This window comes from Sphingomonas sp. 22176 (assembly GCF_052045505.1).
Lineage (GTDB): Bacteria > Pseudomonadota > Alphaproteobacteria > Sphingomonadales > Sphingomonadaceae > Sphingomonas.
This window is the reverse complement of sequence record NZ_JBQEPL010000001.1, coordinates 104,047-125,354: the sequence shown is the minus strand read 5'-3', so window position 1 is coordinate 125,354 and position 21,308 is coordinate 104,047. Positions and strand designations below refer to the sequence as shown.

Below are 21,308 nucleotides of genomic sequence, written 5' to 3'. Positions count from 1 at the left end.
ATTCCCCCTCCCGCTTGCGGGAGGGGGAACAAGGTCAGTACAGCGCGCCCAGCTGCTCGCCGTACACCGCCTTCAGCACGTGCCGCCGGATCTTCATGCTCGGCGTCAGCTGCTCGTTCTCGATGGTGAAGGCCTCGTCTGCGAGGATGAACTTGCGTACCCGCTCGACCACCGAGAGGTCGCGGTTCACCCGCTCCACGGCGGCGCCGATCGTCGCCTTGAAATCGGCGTCGCGGGAGAGGTTACGGAACTTGCACGGCGTTGCGGTCTTGGCGCAGAATTCCTGCACCCATTCGGGATCGGGCACGATCACCGCAGTCATGTAGGGCCGCTTGTCGCCATAGATCATCGCCTGGAGAATCTCGGGCTGGAGCGTCAGCATGCCCTCGATCTTTTGCGGCGAGACATTGTCGCCCTTGTCGTTGACGATGATGTCCTTCTTGCGATCGGTGATCTTGATGCGGCCCTTGGCATCGATCTCGCCGATGTCGCCGGTATGGAGCCAGCCATCCTTCAGCACGCGCTCGGTCTCGGCCTCGTTGCGCCAATAGCCGTGCATCACCAGCTCGCCGCGCACCAGGATCTCGCCGTCCTCGGCGATGCGGACCTCGACATCGTCCATCGGCGGGCCGACCGTGTCCATCTTGAGCCCGACCTTGGGCCGGTTGCACGAGATGACCGGCGCGGACTCGGTCTGGCCATAGCCTTGCAGGAAGGTGAGGCCGAGCGATTCGAAGAAGATGCCGACTTCCGGGTTGAGCGGCGCGCCGCCGGAGACCAGCGCCTTGATCCGTCCGCCGAAGCGCTTGGCGAGCTTGGGCCGCAGTGTCGCGCTCAGCAGCAGGTTCATCGGCGCGTCGGCGATGCGGGACTTGCCCGCCGCCTTGCGCCCGCCGATCGCCACCGCCTTTTCGAGCAGGAAGCTGGCGACGCTGCCCTGCTTTTCCACCTGCTTGGTGATGCGGGTGCGCAGCACCTCGAACAGCCGCGGCACCACGACCATGATGGTGGGGCGCACTTCCTCGATGTTCGAGGCGAGCTTCTCCAGCCCCTCGGCATAATAGATCTGCCCGCCAAGCGCGATCGGGAAGAACTGGCCGCCGGTATGCTCATAAGCGTGGGAGAGGGGGAGGAAGGACAGGAACACCTCTTCGCCCCAGCCAAAATCCTCGGAGATGATCGCGGTGCAGCCCTGGCAATTGTGCAGGATCGCGCCGTGATGCTGCATCACCCCGCGCGGCGATCCGCCGGTGCCGCTGGTGTAGATGATGCAGGCAAGGTCTTCGCGCTTGAACGTGGCCTGCGCGGCTACGGTCGCGACATCGGTCGCGTGGGCGGCGATCAGTTCGCGAAAGTCGTGGAACTCCAGGCTGCCCTGCTGGGCGAGGCGAACGTCGTCGATGCCGATTACGATGCGTCCCGCCGAGGAGCGCAGCATCGCCGGCAGCAGCGTCTTGGCGAGCTTGGTGTTGGAGACGATCACCGCGCAGGCGCCGGAGTTCTCCAGGATATGCTGGTGATCGCGTTCGGTATTGGTGGTGTAGGTGGGGACGGTGACGCAGCCCGCGGCCATGATCGCGAGGTCGCTGATGCAGAATTCGGGGCGGTTCTCGGAGACGAGCATCACCCGGTCGCCGGGCTTCAGCCCCAGCGCCTTGAGCGCGGTGGCGAGGCTCGCCACATGCCGCGCCGCCTCGGCCCAGCTGGTCGGGTGCCACGTCCCCCCGGTCTTGTTCCAGAGGAAGGGCGCGTCGCCCTTCTCTTCGGCACGCCGGAAGAACATCGTCACCAGATTGTCGAAACGTTCGAGCTTGCGCATTCCTACTCCCCCTGCAGGCGCCCCATCTTATCCTTGGCGTCCCGCGTCATTCCGACGGGCGGTTGGGCTTGGCGCCCACCCGCTGTATAACCGTTACCGTGCCGTCCTGATCCATCGCCACGCCTTCGCTGCGCGGATCGGCGGCGCCGACCCAGCGGCCGCCCACGCGCTCGATCGCATTGGCCTTGAGGCCCATCGGCGCGGCGCGGACGTCCTCGCCCAGTGCGCGCAGCGCCGGCAGCATCGCATCGAGCTGGGTGCCCTGCTCGGCGGTCGCGGTCTTGCCCGGCGCGTAGAGCAGCCCGAGGCCGATCGCGTTTTGTGCCGATAGCTTCCAGTCGACGACGCCGACGATCGCCTTCGCCACCTGCGCGATGATCGTCGACCCGCCCGCGGCGCCGACCGCGAGGCGCACCTTGCCGTCGGGCCCGAACACGATCGTCGGCGCCATCGAACTGCGCGGCCGCTTGCCGCCCTCGACCCGATTGGCCACCAGATACCCGTCCTTGACCGGCACGATGTCGAAATCAGTGAGCTGGTTGTTGAGGATCATGCCGTCGACGGTCAGCCCCGATCCGAACGGGCCTTCCACGGTGGTGGTCACTTCGACGACATTGCCTGCGCCGTCCGTCACCGCGAGGTCGGTGGTGCCGGCGACTTCCTGCACCTTGGCCTTCACGCGCTTGGGTGCGCCCGGCGGCGTGCCTGCGGCGATGCTGGTCATGGTCTTGGCAGAGTCGATCAACTTGGACCGGCTGGCGATATAGCTGCGATCGAGCAGGCCCTTCAGCGGCACCGACACGAAATCCGGATCGCCGAGATACAGGTCGCGATCGGCATAAGCCAGCCGCGAGCTTTCGGCGAACAGGTGCCAGGCGGTGGCCGAGTCCTTGCCGAGATCCCCCATGTCGAAGCGTTCGAGCTGCGCCAGGATCATCAGCACGGTGATGCCGCCCGAGGACGGCGGGCCCATCGAGCAGACCTTGTAGCCGCGGTAGCGCCCGCACAGCACCGGCCGGGCCTTGGCGTCATACGCAGCGAGGTCACCGGCGGTCATCTTCGAAGGATTGCGCGCGGCACCGTTCACCGTCGCGACCAGCTTGGCCGCCTGCGGGCCGACATAGAAGCTGTCGGGGCCTTGGCTTGCGATGCGTTCGAGCAGTGCGGCCAGCTCTGGGTTGCGCACGGTGGTGCCCGCGGGCAGCGGCTTGCCGTCGGTGCCGAAGAACAGCGCGCGATAGGCTGGATCAACATGGCCCGAGAATTGAGTCAGCGAATTGTTCATCCGCGGGCTCAGCACGAAGCCGTCGCGGGCAAGGCGGATGGCGGGGGCGAACAGCCTGGCCCAGGCAAGCTTGCCCGACTGGCGATGCGCCAGCGCCATTGCCCGCAGCGCCCCCGGCACGCCGACGCTGCGCCCGCCGGGCACCGCGGCGAAATGGCTGAGCGGCTTGCCGGCGGCGTCGTAGAACCAATGGTCGTCGGCGGCCATCGGTGCGGTCTCGCGACCGTCCACCGTCGTCATCGCCTTGGTCTTGGCATCGTACAGCACCAGGAAGCTGCCGCCGCCGAGCCCCGAGCTCTGCGGCTCGACCACGCCCAGCGCCAGCATCGTCGCGATTGCCGCGTCGGTGGCGCTGCCGCCTTCGCGCAGAATCTCGACCCCCGCCGCCGCGGCGCGGGGGTCAGCCGCGCTCACCATGCCCTGAGCATGGGCAAGCAGCGGCGTGAACAGCAGGAGGAGCAGCGCGACCGTTTTTCTCATGGGCCTAGGCGTAGCGCGCTTTGCCCCGGAGGCAAGCCGTCAGGCGAGTGCCCTGGCGATGTCGCGTGCCAGACCGGTCCCGCGATAGAGCAATGCCGAATAGACCTGCACCAGCACCGCACCCGCCTCGATCCGGCGCTTGGCCTCGTCGGGGCCGTCGATGCCGCCTGCCGAGATCAGCGGCAGCTGCCCGCCCGAGACGTCCCGCGCCTCGATCAGCTTGGCGCGGGCGAGTTCCTTGAGCGGCTTGCCCGAAAGCCCGCCGGCCTCACCCGCATGGGATGAGGCGAGCGGCGGGCGCGAAATGGTCGTGTTGGAGACGATCAGCGCATCGACATGCTGGTCGATCGCCGCGCGCACCGCGCCTTCCAGCCCGGCGCGATCGAGATCGGGCGCGACCTTCAGGAACAGCGGTGTGGTGCCGCGCGCTGCGTGTGCGGCGGCCAGCAGCTCGTCGAGCGCGGGCCGCGACTGGAGATCGCGCAGGCCTGGGGTGTTGGGCGAGCTGACGTTGATCGTGATATAGTCGGCATGGCGCGCGGCCTTGGTGACGCCCAGCGCATAATCGGCGACGCGGTCGGTCGACTCCTTGTTGGCGCCGACATTGATGCCGAGGATGCCGGGCCGCTGCTTCAGCCGCGCGACCCGTGCCAGCGCCGCGTCGATCCCGCCATTGTTGAAGCCCATGCGGTTTATAACCGCCTCGTCCTCGACCAGCCGGAACAGGCGGGGCTTGGGATTGCCCGGCTGCGGGCGCGGGGTGAGCGTGCCTACCTCGACCGCGCCGAAGCCCAGCCCGAACAGGCCCGCGATCGCTTCGGCATCCTTGTCGAGCCCCGCGGCCAACCCGACTCGGTTCGGGAAGGTCAGTCCTGCCAGCGTCACCGGCGTCGCCGATTCGGGGCCGCTACCGAAGGGCGCGCCGGCGCCGCCCCACAGCGCAAGCGCGCGAATCGCCGCGCGATGTGCCCGCTCGGGATCGAGCGCGAAGACCATGTTGCGAAGAATCTTGCCCATAAAAGCGCTCATGCATCGCAAGGCAAACGTCGTCAAAGGCGAGAATGTCGATTCCGTACAATACCGGGCCTCCCGAATCGGGTAGAGCATCCCTGCGACCCGAGGGGTTCCGCTTAACGGGGGGAACCCTTTCCTTTGGGCCCGGCCGGGTAACCGGCCGGGCCTCTTTTCCGTTGCGCTTTCTGCGCGAGCATGCTCCAGCTGTGCGACGAACCGAGGCACAGGGGAACAGCTTCGCATGCGTGGCACCGAAGAGGGCCAGGTGGCAATTGCTGCGCGCGAGAGCGCCGCGGCACGCGCTCTCGATATTCGCTTTCAGCCGTCCACCGGGCGGCTGATACCGCATGTCGAGAGCTTTTATCTCGCCCATATCGACGCGCCGTGCATTGAGGGCGTCGAGCGCGTCGATCTCGGCCAGTGGCGCTTCTGCCTGCAAGGTGGCGGTTCCGTGAAGTTTCCGGACGGCCATAGCGAGACAACGTTGCCGGTAATGGTCAACGGCCCGGGAACGGCGCACTGGACCTATCGGATCGAGGGGCCGTTCCGCTGCTTCGGCATCTCCTTGCGCGGCATGGGCTGGCGCAGCCTGGTCGGCCGTCCGGCGGACCAGGTGGCGGACCGGCTGGTGGACGGCGGCGACATCTTCGGGCCGGAAGTCCACGCGCTGCACGCGCAGCTTCGGGATCTCGATACGCTGGAGGATATGGTGGCCGTGGTCGAGCCGTTCCTGCTGCGCCGCATCGATGCCTCCCGGCGCGTGCCCAAGGCGCATATCGCCTTTCTCCGCATCGTTCGCGAATGGGCGGCCTCGGGCGATCCAACGATCGACGCGCTGTACGACGCGATGGAGGCGGAGACCGGCATGGGCCAGCGCCAGGTGCAGCGGCTGTGCAAGGAATATTTCGCGGGGCCGCCCAACCATCTGCGCCGCAAGTTCCGCGCGATCGGCGCGGCGATGCGCATCCACCAGGGCGCGCCGCTCGCCGAGGTGATGGCGCCCTTTGCCGACCAGTCGCACATGATCAACGAGATCAAGCATTTCACCGGCCAGACCCCGGGCTCGCTGCGCGACGGCATCGATCCGGTGCTCGCCGTCACGCTCGAGCACGAGAAGTTCCACTTTCTCCCGGATGTGATCCCCGAGACAGTTGACCTAAGCGGTCGCTAGGCCCACATGCCAATCGGATCAACTTTGTCCGATTGGGAGTCGATGCGTCTTTCGAGCCTTGCCGACTATGCCGTGGTGATGCTGGCCGCTGCTGCGCGCCACTGCGGTGCGTCGTGCCGGCTGAATGCGACGCTGCTGGCGGGCGAAACCGGGCTGCCGCTTCCGACCGTTCAGAAGCTGGTGAGCAAGCTCTCCGCCGCGGGCCTGATCGAGAGCGCACGCGGCACCGGCGGCGGCTTCCGGCTCGCGCGCCCGCCCGCAGCGATCAGCCTTGCCGATATCGTCGAGGCCATCGAGGGCCCGATCGCGCTGACCGTCTGCGTCGATTCGGCCCGGCATGATTGCGCCGTCGAGGGCGCTTGCCGGGTGAAGCCGCATTGGGGCGTGGTGAGCGACGCGGTGCGCTCGGCGCTCGCCCAGGTCAGTCTCGCCAGCCTCAGCAATCCCCCGGCGCTTGCGGGGCTCGCCCCGTCGTTGCATGGGCACGCGCCTTCCGCTTCCGACCTTTCTTCTCCTTCTCCGGTGCTCGCCGGGGAAAGCCAGGTATCTTTCTGATGGCCACCAAGAATGCCGAGGCGCTCGCCGCCGCGAACAAGAAGTATGAATGGGGCTTCGCCTCCGACGTCGAACAGGAGTTCGCGCCCAAGGGGCTGAGCGAGGATACCGTCCGCTACATCTCGGCCAAGAAGAACGAGCCCGAATGGATGCTCGACTGGCGTTTGAAGGCCTTCCGCCTGTGGCAGACGCTGGAGGCGCCGGACTGGGCCAAGCTCGACGTGCCGCCGATCGACTATCAGGACGCGTATTATTACGCCGAGCCGAAGCAGAAGAAGACGATCACCAGCCTCGACGAGCTCGATCCGGAAATTCGCCGGACGTACGAGAAGCTCGGCATCCCGATCGAGGAGCAGAAGGTACTCGCCGGCGTCGAGGGCGCGCGCAAGATCGCGGTCGACGCGGTGTTCGACAGCGTGTCGGTCGCGACGACCTTCCGTGCCGAGCTGAAGGCGGCGGGTGTCATCTTCCTGTCGATCAGCGAGGCGATCCGCGAATATCCCGAGCTGATCCAGAAGTGGCTTGGCAAGGTGGTGCCGCAGCGCGACAATTATTTCGCGACGCTCAACAGCGCGGTCTTCTCCGACGGCACCTTTGTCTATGTGCCGGAAGGCGTGCGGTGCCCGATGGAGCTTTCCACCTATTTCCGCATCAATGCGGAGAATACCGGCCAGTTCGAGCGCACGCTGATCGTCGCCGACAAGGGCGCCTATGTCTCCTATCTCGAAGGCTGCACCGCGCCGATGCGCGACGAGAACCAGCTGCACGCCGCCGTGGTGGAACTGGTCGCGCTCGACGATGCCGAGATTAAATATTCCACCGTCCAGAACTGGTATCCCGGCGACGAGAACGGCAAGGGTGGCATCTACAATTTCGTCACCAAGCGCGCGCTGTGCCAGGGCCGCAACTCCAAGGTGAGCTGGACCCAGGTCGAGACCGGCTCGGCGATCACCTGGAAGTACCCGAGCTGCGTGCTCGCGGGCGAGAACAGTGTCGGCGAATTCTACTCGGTGGCGGTGACCAATAATCGCCAGCAGGCCGATACCGGCACCAAGATGATCCATCTCGGCAAGGGCAGCCGCTCGACCATCGTGTCGAAGGGCATCTCGGCCGGGCGCAGCGACAACACCTATCGCGGGCTGGTCCGCGTGGCGGCGAGCGCGGAGAATGTCCGCAACTTCACCCAGTGCGACTCGCTGCTGCTCGGCGACCAGTGCGGTGCACACACCGTGCCGTACATCGAGGTGAAGAACCCGAGCGCGCAGATCGAGCATGAGGCGACCACCAGTAAGATCAGCGACGACCAGCTGTTCTACGCGCTCCAGCGCGGGCTGGACCAGGAAGCGGCGGTGGCGCTGATCGTCAACGGTTTCGCCCGCGAAGTGCTGCAGCAGCTGCCGATGGAATTCGCGGTGGAGGCGCAGAAGCTGCTCGGCATCTCGCTCGAAGGCTCAGTCGGATGATCCGTTCCGCTGCCTCCGCTCAGCCTGCGCTCATGTCGGCTGACGTAATAACGACGCTGGGCCGCGTTCCGGGCCTGCAGGAGTATCGTGCATGTTGAACGCCCTTCTCGCCGTTGCCTTCGCCTTCCAGGGCGGCGTCGCGATCGACAGCTCGGCCCAGTTCGGCGCGGCGACCAACCATGCGCGCTGCATCGTCCGCGCGATCGGCACCGCGCCGGCCGACGCGGGTGCGCGCGCTGCCAAGGTCGCCGGTGCGATCAAGCAGTGCCGCGATTTCCTCGATTCCGATTTCCAGGCCGGCCGCCTGCTGCTCAACGATCGGCCCTACCAGCCGAGCGCGTGGCACAAGCTGACCCCGGTGCTCGACGCGATCGAAGCCGATATCAAGGCCAGCGTGAGCGCGCCCAAGCAGTACAAGATCATGTGGAAGCTGCCCGACGGCTCCCTGGTCGATGCCTATGACGCGGGCGCCAAGCCCAAGACCCTCTCTCTCGTGACCGTGGCGATCTGAACCCCATGCTGAACATCCAGAACCTGCACGCCGAAGTCGACGGCAAGGAAATCCTCAAGGGCCTGACCCTGTCGCTGAACGCGGGCGAAGTGCACGCGATCATGGGCCCGAACGGCGCCGGTAAGTCGACGCTTGGATACGTCCTTGGCGGCCGGGGCGGCTATGAGGCGACTAGCGGCAGCGTCACCTTCGATGGGCAGGATCTGCTGGAATTGGAGCCCCACGAGCGCGCCGCCGCCGGCCTGTTCCTCGGCTTCCAATATCCGGTCGAGATCCCCGGCGTGTCCAACGTCCAGTTCCTGCGTGAGGCAGCCAATGCCCAGCGCCGCAACCGCGGCGAGGCGCCGCTCTCGGGTGCCGAGTTCCTCAAGCTGGCGCGCGCCCAGGCGGCAGCGCTCGGCATGGATGCGGAGATGCTCAAGCGGCCGGTGAATGTCGGCTTCTCGGGCGGCGAGAAGAAGCGCAACGAGATGGTGCAGATGGGGATCCTGAACCCCAAGCTCGCGATCCTCGACGAGACCGACAGCGGCCTCGACATCGATGCGTTGAAGGCTGTGGGCGAGGGCATCAACCGCATCATGCGCGCGCCCGACAAGGCCGTGCTGCTGATCACCCATTATCAGCGCCTGCTCGATTATGTGCAGCCGGACTTCGTCCATGTGCTGGCAGGCGGCCGCATCGTCCGCTCGGGCGGGCCTGAACTCGCGCTGGAGCTGGAGCGCGAAGGCTATGGAGCGCTGGCGGCGTGACCGTGGCGCTCGATCTCCCCACCAAGAAGGCGGAGGCGTGGCGCTGGTCCGACATGGACACGCTGCGCGCTGCCGCCGAGAGCCCACAGGCACAGGCGGGCGTCGATCCGGCAAGCCTGTTCCTCGACATCGACGGCCCGCGGCTGTGCTTTATCGACGGCGTGTTCGAGCCCGCGCATAGCCGCCCGGGTCCCGTAGAAGTCACCCGCCAGATCGCCGCGACCGATCACCCGCTCGGCAGCCTTGCCGTGGGCGAGGGCTGGGCGCTGCACCTGGGTCCCGAGCATGCCGCGACCTGCATCCAGATCGTCCACATCGGCACCGGCGGCGAGAATCATGTTCCCGCGCGCATCCTGCTCGCCGACGATGCCGTCGCCTCGGTGGTCGAAACCTTCGCCGGCACCGGCTGGGCGAACCGGCTGACCGCCATCGCGCTCGGCAAGGGCGCGCGGCTGATGCGATCGGTGCGGCTGGTGCAGACCGGCGGCTTCGTCTCGATCCGCGACGAGGCCGAGATCGGCGAGGCGGCGAGCCTGGTGTCGATCTTCCTCGGTGCCGGCGGTATGGGCAGCCGCATCGACGGCGCGCTGACGCTCACCGGCAAGGGCGCCTTTGCCGAAATGGGCGGCGCGCTGCTCACCAGCGGTACGCAGCGGCAGGAAGCCGCAGTTGCGGTACGCCACGAGCAGGTCGAGGGCAGCTCGCGGCAGATCTGGCGCGCGGTCGCTGCCGACCAGTCGGTGGCGAGCCTCGCCGCGCGGGTGGAAGTAGCGCGCGGCGCGCAGAAGACCGACGGCGAACAGTCGCTGCGCGGGCTGCTGCTCCAGCGCACCGCGACGGTGAACCTTAAGCCCGAACTCGAAATTTTCGCCGACGACGTGAAGTGCGCGCATGGCGCCACCGTCGGTGAGCTCGATCGCAACGCGCTTTTCTATCTGCAGAGCCGGGGCATCGAGGAAACGCAGGCCAAGGCGCTGCTGACCCATGCCTTCGTCGCGGACGCGCTGGCGCGGATCGGCGAGGAGCCGGTGCGCGAGGCGTTCGCAGCAGATGCGGCGAAGTGGCTGGAGGCGGCGCTGTGAGCGTCCTGACCACCGCCGCCCCGCTCGACGTGCTCGCGGACTTCCCCGCGATCCCCGCAGGCTGGGCCTATCTCGACACCGCCGCGACCTCGCAAAAGCCCCGTCCGGTGCTCGACGCGATCGCGCGCGGCTATGGCGAGACCTATGCCACTGTGCATCGCGGCGTGTATCAGCGTTCGGCCGACATGACGCTCGCCTTCGAGGCGGCGCGGGCGCGAGTGGCGAAGTTCATCGGTGGCAAGGCGCAAGAAGTCGTGTTCGTCCGTGGCGCGACCGAGGGGATCAACCTCGTAGCGCAGTGCTACGCGGCTACCCAGCTCACGGCCGGCGACCGCATCCTGCTCTCGGCGCTCGAGCATCATTCGAACATCGTGCCGTGGCAGATGGTCGCCGAGAAGATCGGCGCGCAGATCGACGTGGTGCCGCTCACCGCCGACCACCGCATCGACCTCGACGCGATGGCGGCGATGCTGACCGGCCGGCACAAGCTGGTCGCGCTCGCCCATGTCTCGAACGTGCTCGGCTCGGTGCTCGACGTCCGCCGCGCGACCGAGCTGGCCCATAGCGTTGGCGCCAAGATCCTGATCGACGGCTGCCAGGCGGTTGCCCGGCTGCCCGTCAACGTCGCCGAGCTCGGCTGCGACTTCTATGTCTTTTCCGGCCACAAGCTCTATGGCCCGACCGGCATCGGCGTGCTGTGGGGCCGCTACGAGCTGCTCGACGCGATGCCCCCTTATCAGGGCGGCGGATCGATGATCGATCGGGTCAGCTTTGCCAAGACCACCTATGCGCCGCCGCCGGGACGCTTCGAGGCGGGCACCCCGCACATTGTCGGCGTGGTCGGGCTGCATTCGGCGATCGACTATGTCGACGGCATCGGGCTGGACCGCATCCACGCGCACGAAACTGCGCTGGTGACGGAGACGCGCGCTGCGCTCGCTGGCATCAACAGTGTGCGGCTGTACGGGCCGGCCGACAGCGCCGGCATCGTCAGCTTCGCGGTGGAGGGCGTGCACCCGCACGATGTCGCGACGATCCTCGACGAGGGCAATGTCGCGATCCGTGCCGGGCATCACTGCGCCCAGCCGCTGATGGAATTGCTGGAGGTCCCCGCCACCGCGCGGGCGAGCTTCGGCGTGTATAACGGGCCGGCGGACGTCGCCGCGCTCGTCAAGGGTATCGAACGAGTGACGAGGATCTTCGGATGAACGAAGAACGCAGGATCGTGGTGGAAGAGGTCGAGGCCGTCGAGGCACCGCCTAAGGCGCGCGTCGACGAGGCCGTCGCAGAGCCGGCCGCCGAGCGGCAGCGCGACTATCTTTCCGGCTTCCTCTCGCAGAAGCCGGTCGAGCCCGGTGCCGGCGAGCCGGGCGGACCCCTGTACGAGGCGGTGATCGATGCGCTCAAGGAGATCTATGACCCGGAAATCCCGGTCAATCTCTACGATTTGGGGCTGATCTACGGCGTCGATATCACGGCGAACGGCCATGCCGCGATCACCATGACGCTGACCACGCCGCATTGCCCCGTCGCGGAATCGATGCCGGGCGAGGTCGAGCTTCGCGTGAGTGCGGTGCCGGGCATCGCGACGGCCGACGTCAACCTCGTCTGGGATCCGCCCTGGGACCCGCAGAAGATGAGCGACGAGGCGAAGCTGGAACTGGGGATGTTGTAATTCCTAGCCCCCTCCCGCGTGCGGGAGGGGGTTGGGGGTGGGCCCCCGGCACCCAATATCCGGAGCGCTCGCGGAGGGCGGGCGCCACCCCTCGGTCCCCTCCCGCACGCGGGAGGGGAAGAAGGTAGAAGAGACGATGACCACCGCGACCACTTCCCGCCAGCGCCCCGCCGCGCTTCTCCTGACCCCCGCCGCCGAGGCGCGCATCGCCGCGCTGATGGCGAAGGCGCCGGAAGGCACGGTCGGCGTCAAGCTCTCCACCCCGCGCAAGGGCTGCTCGGGGCTCGCCTATTCGGTAGACTATGTCAGCGAGGCCAAGCCGCTCGACGAGAAGATCGAGACGCCCGGCGGCACCTTCTTCGTTGACGGCGCCTCGGTGCTCTATCTGATCGGCTCGACGATGGACTGGGTGGAGGACGACTTCACCGCCGGCTTCGTCTTCACCAACCCCAATGCCAAGGGCACCTGCGGCTGCGGCGAAAGCTTCATGGTCTAATTGCGCCGGCTGGAGTAGATCCGGCGAAATGACTGAAGCTGCGGACACTGCCGCGCTGCCGATCTGTGTGGTGGCGCTCTACCAATTCACCCGGTTCGACGATCCGGCGGCGCTGCAGGGGCCGCTGGCGACGCTCTGCTGCGCGCAGGGCGTGAAGGGCACGCTGCTGCTCGCGCGCGAGGGCGTGAACGGCACCATCGCCGGCAGCGACGACGCCATCGCCGCCGTGGTCGACCATATCCGCGCGTTGCCGGGCTGCGCCGGGCTCGATGTGAAATACGCCCGCGCCGCCGAGCAGCCCTTTTACCGGATGAAGGTCCGCCTCAAGCGCGAGATCGTGACGATGGGCCAGCCGGACATCGATCCGCTCGCCAGCGTCGGCACCTATGTCGCGCCCGAGGACTGGAACGACCTGATCGCCGATCCGAACACGATTCTGATCGACACGCGCAACGATTATGAGGTTGCCGCCGGTACCTTCCGCGGCGCCATCGACCCGCACACCAAGAGCTTCCGCGACTTCCCCGACTGGTTCCGCGCGCACCGCGAGGAACTGTTGGGCAAGGGCGAGGCGGCACCCAAGGTCGCGATGTTCTGCACCGGCGGCATCCGCTGCGAGAAGTCGACCGCCTTCCTCAAGTCCGAGGGCATCGAGGACGTGTTCCACCTCAAGGGCGGCATCCTCAACTATCTGGAGAAGGTGCCCGAGGCGCAGAGCCTGTGGGACGGCGAATGCTTCGTGTTCGACCAGCGGGTGACGGTGGGCCACGGCCTGGCGCCCGGCAGCTATGAACTCTGCCATGCCTGCCGCCGCCCGGTCAGCGCCGACGACCGCCGCTCGCCACGCTATGAGGCGGGGGTGAGCTGCGCCGCCTGCTATGACGAGCGTACCGACGAAGACCGCGAACGCTACCGCGAACGCCATCGGCAGGAGCGCTTCGCCGCCACCCGCGGGGAGCCGCATGTCGGCAAGGTCTATCCCGCCGCCGAGCCGGACGCGTGAACGGAACTTCAGCACCGGCAACACAGGGTTTCCCGCGCGCGGCTTGATCCGGCGCAAGGACACGCCCATGTGAGCGGCATGCTCATCGAGACCGAAGCCACGCCCAACCCCGCCACGCTCAAGTTCCTGCCCGGCAGGATCGTGATGGAGGCGGGCACCCGCGACTTCGCCAGCCCCGAGGAGGCGGAAGCCTCGCCGCTCGCCACCGCGCTGTTCAGCCTGGGCGACGTGACCGGCGTGTTCTTCGGCCGCGACTTCATTTCGGTCACCGCCGCGCCCGGCGTCGAATGGCTGAGCCTCAAGCCCGACGTGCTCGGCATCCTGCTCGATCATTTCTCGGCCAACATGCCGCTGTTCATGGCAGGCTCGGCCGCCGGCTTCACCGTGCCGCCAGAAAGCGCCGATTTCGGCGACAATCCCGAGGATGCCGACATCGTCGCGCAGATCCGCGAGCTGATCGACACGCGCATCCGCCCTGCGGTCGCCAATGACGGCGGCGACATCGTCTATCGCGGGTTTAATGAGGGCAAGGTGTTCCTCCAGATGCAGGGCGCCTGCTCGGGCTGCCCCTCGTCCACCGCGACGCTGAAGAACGGCATCGAGCAGCTGCTCAAATATTACGTTCCCGAAGTTACCGAGGTGCGCGCGATCTGATCGCGCACCCGCTTCCCGCCTTCCCTACACGAAAGGACCGCAGGCCATGGGCCAGCCGCTGAACGACGTCGCCCTCGATACGATCTTCCGCACCGCGCGGAGCTTCAACGGCTATACCGACCAGGCCGTGACCCAGGCCGATATCGAGGCGATCTATGACCTGCTGAAGATGGGGCCGACGTCGGTCAACCAGCAGTCGGCGCGGTTCGTGTGGGTGCTGGGCCAGGACGGCAAGGACAAGCTCGCCAGCCTGTCGAGCGGCAGCAATGCCGACAAGATCCGCAAGGCACCCGCCAGCGTGATCATCGGCTACGACATCAACTTCCACGAGCATCTGCCGGAATTCTTCCCGCACGCGCCCGAGGCGAAGAACTGGTTCCCGAGCGAGGAAGGCCGCCGCGAACAGGCGTTCCGCAACTCCTCGCTGCAGGGCGCCTATTTCATCATCGCCGCGCGTGCGCTGGGCTTCGATACCGGCCCGATGTCGGGCTTCGACAATGCCAAGGTCGACGAGGCGTTCTTCGCCGATCAGCCGGGGGTGAAGTCGAACTTCATCTCGACGCTGGGCGTTGGTGATCTCTCGAGCGTCCACGCGCGTTCGCCGCGTCCGGCATTCGATCAGTTCAACCGGGTGATTTGACCTGCCCCCACTTCTTTGGGTAGCGCGGGGCGATGGCTGAAGCCCCGCGACTGCTCGTGATCGAAACCGCCACTGCTGCCTGTTCGGTAGCCTTGCTGGCGGACAATCTCGTTCTTGCCGAACGGCACGAACTGGTCGGCCGCGGCCATGCCGAGCGGCTGATCCCGATGATCGGCGAGCTGCCCGGCGGTGGCCGTGCCGACGCGATCCTGGTCGATGTCGGCCCGGGCAGCTTTACCGGCGTGCGCGTGGGCCTTGCCGCCGCGCGAGGGCTTGCGATCGGCTGGGGCGTGCCGGTGCACGGCTATTCCTCGCTCGCCCTGATCGCGGCGGCCGGATTCGCCGGTGACCCTGCGCTGGATCGGCTATCGGTAGTGCTCGAAGGTGGGCACGGCGAAGTCTTCGTGCAGCATTTCGCGACACCGCTGATCGAAACCGCGCCGCTCGCCTCGCTGCAGCCGGAGGCGGCGCTGGCCGCGCTCCACGGCCGCCCCGCGTTCGGCAGCGGCGTCCGTCGCCTCGCCTCGCTGGCCGAGGGGCTGGACCTGCGCGACGCGCTGCCCCGCGCCGCCGACGCCGTGCTGCTCCCGCCCGACTTCGCCACGCTGCCGCCGCGCCCGCTCTATGGCCGAGGACCCGACGCCAAGACGCTCGCCGAGCGGGGGCTCGCATGAGCGCCGCGCCCGAGGCGATCGAGCTCCGCGAAGGCGGGGTGCACGATCTGATCTCGGTCAACCGGATCATGCAGGCCGCCTTCGATCCCGAATTCGGCGAAGCCTGGACCCAATCGCAATGCGTGGGGATGATGGCGCTTTCGGGCGTGTGGCTGGTCGTTGCCAGCATCGGCGGCCGCGATGTCGGCTTTGCGATGGCGCGGGCGATGCTCGACGAAGCCGAATTGTTGTTGCTGGCGACCGGTCCCGGCGCACGCGGTCGGGGCGTGGGCGGAGCGTTGTTGCGCGCGGTAATCGCGGAATCACGCAATCGCGGTGCCGCCAAACTCCATCTCGAAGTCCGCGCAGGCAATGGAGCAATCCGCCTCTATCAGCGTGAGGGTTTCGAGAAGATCGGCGAACGACGCGGCTATTATCGCGGTACTAGTGGCCTGACATCAGATGCTCTCACTTTGGCACGTCCGCTTGCGTAAAAATTGCAACCATTGCGACGTAGATCTCTTGCCAATGACGATGCTTCGCACGATAGGACGCTGCAGGCGACATCCAGAATAGTCGCCATGAACGGGTCGAAAGGAATATCATGGAAGCTTCATCTGAAATTCAGGAAACCCTGATTGCGCTGACTGCTGATATTGTCGCTGCGCACGTCAGCAACAACAGCGTCGCCGTATCGGACCTGCCGCAGCTCATCCAGAACGTGCACGGCGCGCTCACCGGTCTCGGTACCGTGCAGCCGGAGCCGGAAGTGAAGCAGGAGCCGGCCGTTTCGGTGCGCGCTTCGGTGAAGCCCGACTATATCGTCTGCCTCGAGGACGGTAAGAAGCTGAAAATGCTCAAGCGTCACCTGATGACCCATTATCAGATGACTCCGGAACAGTATCGCGCCAAGTGGAACCTGCCGGCCGACTATCCGATGGTCGCTCCGAACTATGCCGAGCAGCGCCGCAGCCTAGCGAAGAAGATCGGCCTCGGCACCAAGCGTCGCAAGACCCGCTGATCGCCCGTCCCTAGGGACAGGTATGAAGCGCCGGCCCGGACCCCCGTCCGCGGCCGGCGTTTTCGCATTTGCTCGATCAGCGTTAGCGATCGGCTTGCCCTTTTCCGATGACGCCAATGGCGCTACAGCGGTGTCATGGTTCGCAAGATTGATCTCGAAGCGCTCTGCCACGAAAAAGGGCTGCGCATCACCGAACAGCGCAAGGTGATCGCGCGCGTGCTTTCCGATGCCGACGACCATCCCGATGTGGAAAAGGTCTATGAGCGCGCCGCCGCGATCGATCCCGGCATCTCCATCGCCACCGTCTATCGCACGGTGCGGCTGTTCGAAGAGGCGGGCATCCTCGATCGCCACGATTTCGGCGACGGCCGCGCCCGCTATGAGCCGGCGCCGGAAGCGCATCACGACCACCTGATCGACGTCGAGAGCGGCAAGGTGATCGAATTCGTCGATCCCGAGCTGGAGCTGCTGCAGAAGCAGATCGCCGAGCGTCTCGGCTTCCGCCTCGTCGACCACCGCATGGAACTCTACGGGGTTGCGCTCGAGCGCAAGAACTGAGCGCGCCCGGCGCCGCCGCGAGGAAGCGACCCAGGGGCTGCCGACCCGGTTGACCGGGGCGGAGCTGGCGCGCGTCTGGTTCCGCATCGCGCGACTGGCGCTGGCGCTGCTGGTGCATGTGCCGCTCCATTATCTGTTCCGGCTGGTGCGGCTGCCCTCGCCCTGGCCGCGCCTGTTCCTGGGTAGTGCGGCGCGGATTGCCGGCGCCAAGGTGAAGTGCGTCGGCACGCCGCTCAAGCGCGACGTGTTCTACGTCTCCAACCATCTCAGCTGGATCGACATCCTCGCGCTGGGCGGGGCGAGCGGCACGGCCTTCGTCGCCAAGGCGGAGATCGGCGCCTCGCCGCTGGTCGGCTGGCTCGCGAGCCTCAACCGTACGGTTTATGTGAAGCGCGAGAATCGTATGGGTGTCGCCGAGCAGATCAACCAGCTGCGCGAGGCGCTGGCCGATACCTGGGCGGTGACCATCTTCCCTGAGGGCACGACCACCGATGGCAAGTCGCTGCTGCCGTTCAAGACGCCGATGCTGCGCGTGCTGGAGCCGCCGCCGCCGGGCGTGATGGTGCAGCCGGTGATGCTCGATTATGGCGCGGCGGGCGAGGACATCGCCTGGATCGGGCAGGAGCGGGGGCTCAACAACGCCAAGCGCGTGCTGGCGCGCAAGCAGCGCTTCCGGCTGCGGGTGCATTTCCTCGAACCCTTCGACCCGCGCGACTTCCCCGGTCGCAAGGCGATCGCGGCCGAGAGCCGCCGGCGGATCGAGGAGGCGCTGGTGCGCACGCTCGGGCATCCGCTGCGGCCGTTCCGGTTCGCTGAGGATCCGATCGGGTACAAGGCGCCGGTGCAGCAGCAGGACTGAACGCTATCTGCGTCTCCTGGGCGCGCGCAGGTGCCACAGGCCTGTTTTCTGCCGTCATTTCCGCGTATAGGCGCGCCGATCATGACCACCCCCAAGACCTATCACGTCAAGTCGTACGGCTGCCAGATGAACGTCTATGACGGCGAGCGCATGGGCGAGCTGATGGCCGCCCAGGGCCTTGTCGCCGCGGAGGCGGACCAGGCCGATCTCGTTGTCCTCAACACCTGTCACATCCGCGAGAGGGCGACCGAGAAGGTCTATTCGGAGATCGGCCGGCTCAAGCTGCGCGAAGCGGGCAAGCCGATGATCGCGGTGGCCGGCTGCGTCGCCCAGGCCGAAGGTGAGGAAATCGCCCGCCGCGCCAAGGTGGACGTGGTGGTCGGCCCCCAAGCCTATCACAATTTGCCGGAGCTGGTCGACAAGGCTGCCAGGGGCCAGCTGGGCCTCGACACCGACATGCCGATCGCCAGCAAGTTCGGCAGGCTGCCCGCGCGCCGCAAGGTGGGGGCGAGCGCGTTCCTCACCGTGCAGGAAGGCTGCGACAAGTTCTGCACTTATTGCGTGGTGCCCTATACCCGTGGCGCCGAAGTCAGCCGCCCCTATGCGGCGATCGTCGACGAGGCGAAGGCGCTGGTCGATGCCGGCGCGCGCGAGATCACGCTGCTCGGCCAGAACGTCAACGCTTGGAGCGACGACGATGGGCGGGGCTTGCACGACCTGATCGTGGCGCTCGATCGGATCGAGGGGTTGTCGCGGATCCGCTACACCACCAGCCATCCCAACGACATGGCCGAGGGGCTGATCGAGGCGCATGCCCATGTGGCCAAGCTGATGCCGTTCCTCCATTTGCCGGTGCAGGCGGGCAGTGACCGCATCCTCAAGGCGATGAATCGCAGCCATACGCGCGATTCCTATCTCCGCATCATCGAGCGCGTCCGCGCCGCGCGGCCGGACATCGCGCTGTCGGGCGACTTCATCGTCGCCTTCCCCGGCGAGACCGAGGCGGAGTTCGAGGAGACGCTGCAGCTGGTCGACGCGGTGCGCTATGCACAGTGCTTCAGCTTCAAATATTCGCCGCGCCCGGGCACCCCGGCGGCCGAATGGGTCGACCAGTATCTGCCGGACGCGGTGGCCGACGAGCGGCTCCAGCGGCTGCAGGCGGCGCTCGGCCGCCATTCGCAGGCATTCAACGAGGCCAGTGTCGGCCGGCGCTGTTCGGTGCTGATCGAGCGGGTGGGGCGCCGCCCCGGCCAGATGATCGGCAAGTCGCCCTGGCTGCAATCGGTCCATCTGGAAACCGACGCGAAGATCGGCGACTTGATCGAGGTCGAACTGGTCAGCGCCGGGCCGAACTCGCTTGGCGGGCGGGCGCTGGCGCCGGCCTTGGTTTGATCGCGAACGTGTGCGCGATGGTGCGCCTGTAAGCGGGGCGGGCACGGCATCGCCGCTCCCGCCCCGCTCGCCTTTTCAGGCCAGTGCCGCTGGGCGCTTGCGGCGGGCGCGGATCGCGCCGCCGGCGAGGCCGAAGCCGCTGATCAGCATCGCCCAGCTCGCCGGCTCGGGCACTGCGCCGCCGGTCACGCCGTCGATCTGCACGCCGAGCGCCTGCTCGCGCAGCGACTGCCAATCGCCGTCGGTGCCGCGCTTATAGGCGACCAGCGGGTTGGGGGCGCCGCCGGGCATATAGGTGTCCGGGCCCAGTGCACCCTTGAACACCACCCAGTAGGAACCGGCTTTGAGCGTCCAGTTCAGCGAGTCCGTGCCCTGCCAGGCGACCGGATCCTGAGTCGAGAACCGCGTCGCATAGAGCTGATCTGCCGGCGTGAAATCGATGTCGCTATAGATGCCGGCAACGACGAGTCCGCCCTCGTTGCCGCCCAGCCAGCCGCGGATGCCGGTGATCGTGACGTCGTTCTTCAGGACGATGTACCCGGCAAGATTGCGCCCGTCGGCAAGCGTCATCGCGCTGCCGATGCTCATGGAGCCAGCCCCTGTGTCGATGATCGGCGCGGCCTGGGCAACGCCGCTGGTGGCGAGCAGGGCGGCAGCACATGCTGCCATGGCGAACTTCATTTTCTTTCCCCCATGTAACTAGACATGGAGAAGCTTGTACAAGCTGCCGCCAAGGGGTTCGACGGCGGCGTTGGGGGAAAGCGTCTCACCTGCATGGGTCTGCGTATCAACGCTGTTCCAGTTTGATCGCGATACGCGGGCTCTAGGCGAGCGAGGAACCGGCGTACAATAGCAGCGCGCATGCGAACGCGCCCCGAAGCAGATACTTCATGGAAGACCTTGGTTGTTACTGATGTGTGGCGACGCAGATAGCGATTGCCTGCCGCAGTTCCAACCCCAAGGCCGGCCCGCATCGTTCCCGTTTCGGCACGTGCGGGGCACAGGGGCGACTCTGCGGGAGGTCGTGGGGTGTCGCAACCACGTCACATCCCCGCGGCATTGCAGAGCCAACGCACGCTCCCCCTGTGCAGCCGCGTCTCCGTCTGCCATCTTGTTTGTCGACATGCGCCAAGGAACCTCCGCACGATGCCAAGGTTTGCCCCTCCGGGGCCGCGTGATCCCCGCGCCCCGCGCCAACACCGAAAGGACCGCATGAGCCGCAAGCCTGTCCCAGCCCAGTCCGGCGAACGTTCCCGGGTAGAGGTTACCTTCGACAAGCCCCAGCTCCTGCCGCAGCTCTTCGGAGAGTTCGATTCCAACCTGCTGATGCTCGAGGAGCGGCTGGGCGTGTACATCCACGCGCGCGGCCAGCGGGTGGTGATCGAAGGCGGCACCGAAGCCGTGGCGCATGCCCGCGAAGTGCTGCAGGAACTCCACAGCCGGGTGATCCGCGGCGAGGAAGTGGATGGCGGGCTGATCGATGCGGTGATCGCGATGTCGACCGAGCCGATGTTCACCGGCATCGTCCGTGCCGAGCCGAGCGGCAATAGCGGCCCCAAGCCTTCGATCATGATCCGCACGCGCAAGAAGACGATCGTGCCGCGTTCGGTGACGCAGACGCATTACATGCGCGAGCTTGCCTCGAACGACCTGATCTTCGCGCTCGGCCCGGCGGGTACCGGCAAGACCTATCTGGCGGTGGCGCAGGCGGTGGCGCAGCTGATCACCGGCAGCGTCCAGCGTCTGATCCTGTCGCGCCCGGCCGTCGAGGCGGGCGAGCGGCTGGGCTTCCTGCCGGGCGACATGAAGGAGAAGGTCGATCCCTATCTCCGCCCGATCTACGACGCGCTCTATGACTGCCTGCCTGCCGAGCAGGTGGAGCGGCGCATCGCCTCGGGCGAGATCGAGATCGCGCCGATCGCCTTCATGCGCGGCCGCACGCTGGCCGATGCCTTCGTCATCCTCGACGAAGCGCAGAACACCACGCCGATGCAGATGAAGATGTTCCTGACGCGCTTCGGCCAGAACAGCCGGATGGTGATCTGCGGCGATCCTAACCAGACCGACTTGCCCGGCGGCCCCAACGCCTCGGGGCTCAACGACGCGGTCAACCGGCTGGAGGGTGTCGAGGGCATCTCGATGGTGCGCTTCGGCGTGGGCGACGTGGTGCGCCATCCGATCGTCGGCCGCATCGTTGCGGCCTATGAGGGCGAAGGTTGAAGGCTGGG

23 protein-coding genes are annotated in these 21,308 nt (G+C 66.9%); 19 read left to right on the top strand and 4 right to left on the bottom strand.

The features are described from left to right. Positions 1-34: 34 nt before the first annotated feature. From ACTJKY_RS00640 to ACTJKY_RS00630, 3 genes are read right to left on the bottom strand one after another with little or no spacing between them, the layout of a single operon-like run. Positions 35-1,819, bottom strand: a complete 1,785-nt coding sequence (locus ACTJKY_RS00640) for an AMP-dependent synthetase/ligase (RefSeq protein WP_440843507.1) — start codon at positions 1,817-1,819, stop codon at positions 35-37. Positions 1,820-1,865: 46 nt separating this feature from the next. Next, entirely contained in the window at positions 1,866-3,584 is a 1,719-nt protein-coding gene (ggt, locus tag ACTJKY_RS00635; RefSeq protein ID WP_440843506.1) for a gamma-glutamyltransferase, read from the bottom strand. 39 nt (positions 3,585-3,623) lie between these two features. Next, positions 3,624-4,601 carry a quinone-dependent dihydroorotate dehydrogenase gene (locus tag ACTJKY_RS00630; RefSeq protein WP_440843504.1) on the bottom strand — a complete coding sequence of 326 codons (978 nt, stop codon included), beginning with the start codon at positions 4,599-4,601 and terminating at the stop codon, positions 3,624-3,626. Positions 4,602-4,839: 238 nt separating this feature from the next. Between ACTJKY_RS00630 and ACTJKY_RS00625 the strand changes: the two genes are divergently transcribed. From ACTJKY_RS00625 to miaB, 18 genes are all read left to right on the top strand, one after another. After that, the gene (locus ACTJKY_RS00625) at positions 4,840-5,769 is read left to right on the top strand and encodes a helix-turn-helix domain-containing protein (RefSeq protein ID WP_440843502.1); all 930 of its coding nucleotides are present in this window, start codon (positions 4,840-4,842) and stop codon (positions 5,767-5,769) included. A 42-nt stretch (positions 5,770-5,811) separates the two neighbouring features. Then, positions 5,812-6,324, top strand: coding sequence for an SUF system Fe-S cluster assembly regulator (locus tag ACTJKY_RS00620; RefSeq protein WP_440843500.1), 513 nt, complete (start codon positions 5,812-5,814; stop codon positions 6,322-6,324). Further along, positions 6,324-7,787, top strand: a complete 1,464-nt coding sequence (sufB, locus tag ACTJKY_RS00615) for a Fe-S cluster assembly protein SufB (protein ID WP_440843498.1) — start codon at positions 6,324-6,326, stop codon at positions 7,785-7,787. Before ACTJKY_RS00620 ends, sufB begins: the two co-directional genes overlap by 1 nt. A 91-nt stretch (positions 7,788-7,878) precedes the next feature. Further along, positions 7,879-8,298 carry a hypothetical protein gene (locus ACTJKY_RS00610; RefSeq protein WP_440843496.1) on the top strand — a complete coding sequence of 140 codons (420 nt, stop codon included), beginning with the start codon at positions 7,879-7,881 and terminating at the stop codon, positions 8,296-8,298. A gap of 5 nt (positions 8,299-8,303) precedes the next feature. After that, positions 8,304-9,047 (top strand): Fe-S cluster assembly ATPase SufC, encoded by a 744-nt coding sequence (gene sufC, locus ACTJKY_RS00605; RefSeq protein ID WP_440843494.1) that lies wholly within the window; start codon positions 8,304-8,306, stop codon positions 9,045-9,047. Between the two features lie 53 nt (positions 9,048-9,100). Beyond that, the gene (locus ACTJKY_RS00600; RefSeq protein WP_440845196.1) at positions 9,101-10,129 is read left to right on the top strand and encodes a SufD family Fe-S cluster assembly protein; all 1,029 of its coding nucleotides are present in this window, start codon (positions 9,101-9,103) and stop codon (positions 10,127-10,129) included. Further along, positions 10,126-11,337, top strand: coding sequence for a cysteine desulfurase (locus ACTJKY_RS00595; RefSeq protein ID WP_440843492.1), 1,212 nt, complete (start codon positions 10,126-10,128; stop codon positions 11,335-11,337). Before ACTJKY_RS00600 ends, ACTJKY_RS00595 begins: the two co-directional genes overlap by 4 nt. After that, positions 11,334-11,804 (top strand): SUF system Fe-S cluster assembly protein, encoded by a 471-nt coding sequence (locus ACTJKY_RS00590; RefSeq protein WP_121072159.1) that lies wholly within the window; start codon positions 11,334-11,336, stop codon positions 11,802-11,804. Before ACTJKY_RS00595 ends, ACTJKY_RS00590 begins: the two co-directional genes overlap by 4 nt. 136 nt (positions 11,805-11,940) lie before the next feature. After that, positions 11,941-12,300 carry a HesB/IscA family protein gene (locus tag ACTJKY_RS00585; RefSeq protein WP_440843490.1) on the top strand — a complete coding sequence of 120 codons (360 nt, stop codon included), beginning with the start codon at positions 11,941-11,943 and terminating at the stop codon, positions 12,298-12,300. 28 nt (positions 12,301-12,328) lie between these two features. Beyond that, positions 12,329-13,303: an oxygen-dependent tRNA uridine(34) hydroxylase TrhO gene (trhO, locus tag ACTJKY_RS00580; RefSeq protein ID WP_440843488.1), complete on the top strand. Its 975-nt coding sequence runs from the start codon at positions 12,329-12,331 to the stop codon at positions 13,301-13,303. Between the two features lie 78 nt (positions 13,304-13,381). Then, complete coding sequence (locus ACTJKY_RS00575; protein ID WP_440845195.1) at positions 13,382-13,957, top strand: NifU family protein; 576 nt, start codon at positions 13,382-13,384, stop codon at positions 13,955-13,957. 46 nt (positions 13,958-14,003) lie between these two features. Further along, the gene (locus ACTJKY_RS00570; protein WP_440843486.1) at positions 14,004-14,597 is read left to right on the top strand and encodes a malonic semialdehyde reductase; all 594 of its coding nucleotides are present in this window, start codon (positions 14,004-14,006) and stop codon (positions 14,595-14,597) included. Between the two features lie 32 nt (positions 14,598-14,629). Continuing rightward, positions 14,630-15,271 carry a tRNA (adenosine(37)-N6)-threonylcarbamoyltransferase complex dimerization subunit type 1 TsaB gene (gene tsaB, locus ACTJKY_RS00565; protein ID WP_440843484.1) on the top strand — a complete coding sequence of 214 codons (642 nt, stop codon included), beginning with the start codon at positions 14,630-14,632 and terminating at the stop codon, positions 15,269-15,271. After that, complete coding sequence (rimI, locus tag ACTJKY_RS00560; RefSeq protein ID WP_440843482.1) at positions 15,268-15,744, top strand: ribosomal protein S18-alanine N-acetyltransferase; 477 nt, start codon at positions 15,268-15,270, stop codon at positions 15,742-15,744. Before tsaB ends, rimI begins: the two co-directional genes overlap by 4 nt. A gap of 110 nt (positions 15,745-15,854) precedes the next feature. Beyond that, a complete protein-coding gene (locus tag ACTJKY_RS00555; protein WP_064310290.1) occupies positions 15,855-16,271 on the top strand; it encodes a MucR family transcriptional regulator in 417 nt (138 codons plus the stop codon). A 135-nt stretch (positions 16,272-16,406) separates the two neighbouring features. Continuing rightward, a complete protein-coding gene (locus ACTJKY_RS00550; protein WP_066724328.1) occupies positions 16,407-16,829 on the top strand; it encodes a Fur family transcriptional regulator in 423 nt (140 codons plus the stop codon). Continuing rightward, a complete protein-coding gene (locus ACTJKY_RS00545; RefSeq protein ID WP_440843479.1) occupies positions 16,807-17,688 on the top strand; it encodes a lysophospholipid acyltransferase family protein in 882 nt (293 codons plus the stop codon). The genes ACTJKY_RS00550 and ACTJKY_RS00545 overlap by 23 nt, the downstream gene beginning before the upstream one ends. A gap of 81 nt (positions 17,689-17,769) precedes the next feature. Then, positions 17,770-19,080: a tRNA (N6-isopentenyl adenosine(37)-C2)-methylthiotransferase MiaB gene (miaB, locus tag ACTJKY_RS00540; protein ID WP_440843477.1), complete on the top strand. Its 1,311-nt coding sequence runs from the start codon at positions 17,770-17,772 to the stop codon at positions 19,078-19,080. 75 nt (positions 19,081-19,155) lie between these two features. Here miaB and ACTJKY_RS00535 read toward each other — a convergent pair whose 3' ends face one another. Continuing rightward, positions 19,156-19,761, bottom strand: coding sequence for a PEPxxWA-CTERM sorting domain-containing protein (locus ACTJKY_RS00535; protein ID WP_440843475.1), 606 nt, complete (start codon positions 19,759-19,761; stop codon positions 19,156-19,158). 531 nt (positions 19,762-20,292) lie between these two features. On the opposite strand from ACTJKY_RS00535, the gene ACTJKY_RS00530 reads away from it, so the two are divergent. Then, the gene (locus ACTJKY_RS00530) at positions 20,293-21,300 is read left to right on the top strand and encodes a PhoH family protein (RefSeq protein WP_440843473.1); all 1,008 of its coding nucleotides are present in this window, start codon (positions 20,293-20,295) and stop codon (positions 21,298-21,300) included. Positions 21,301-21,308: the final 8 nt, after the last annotated feature.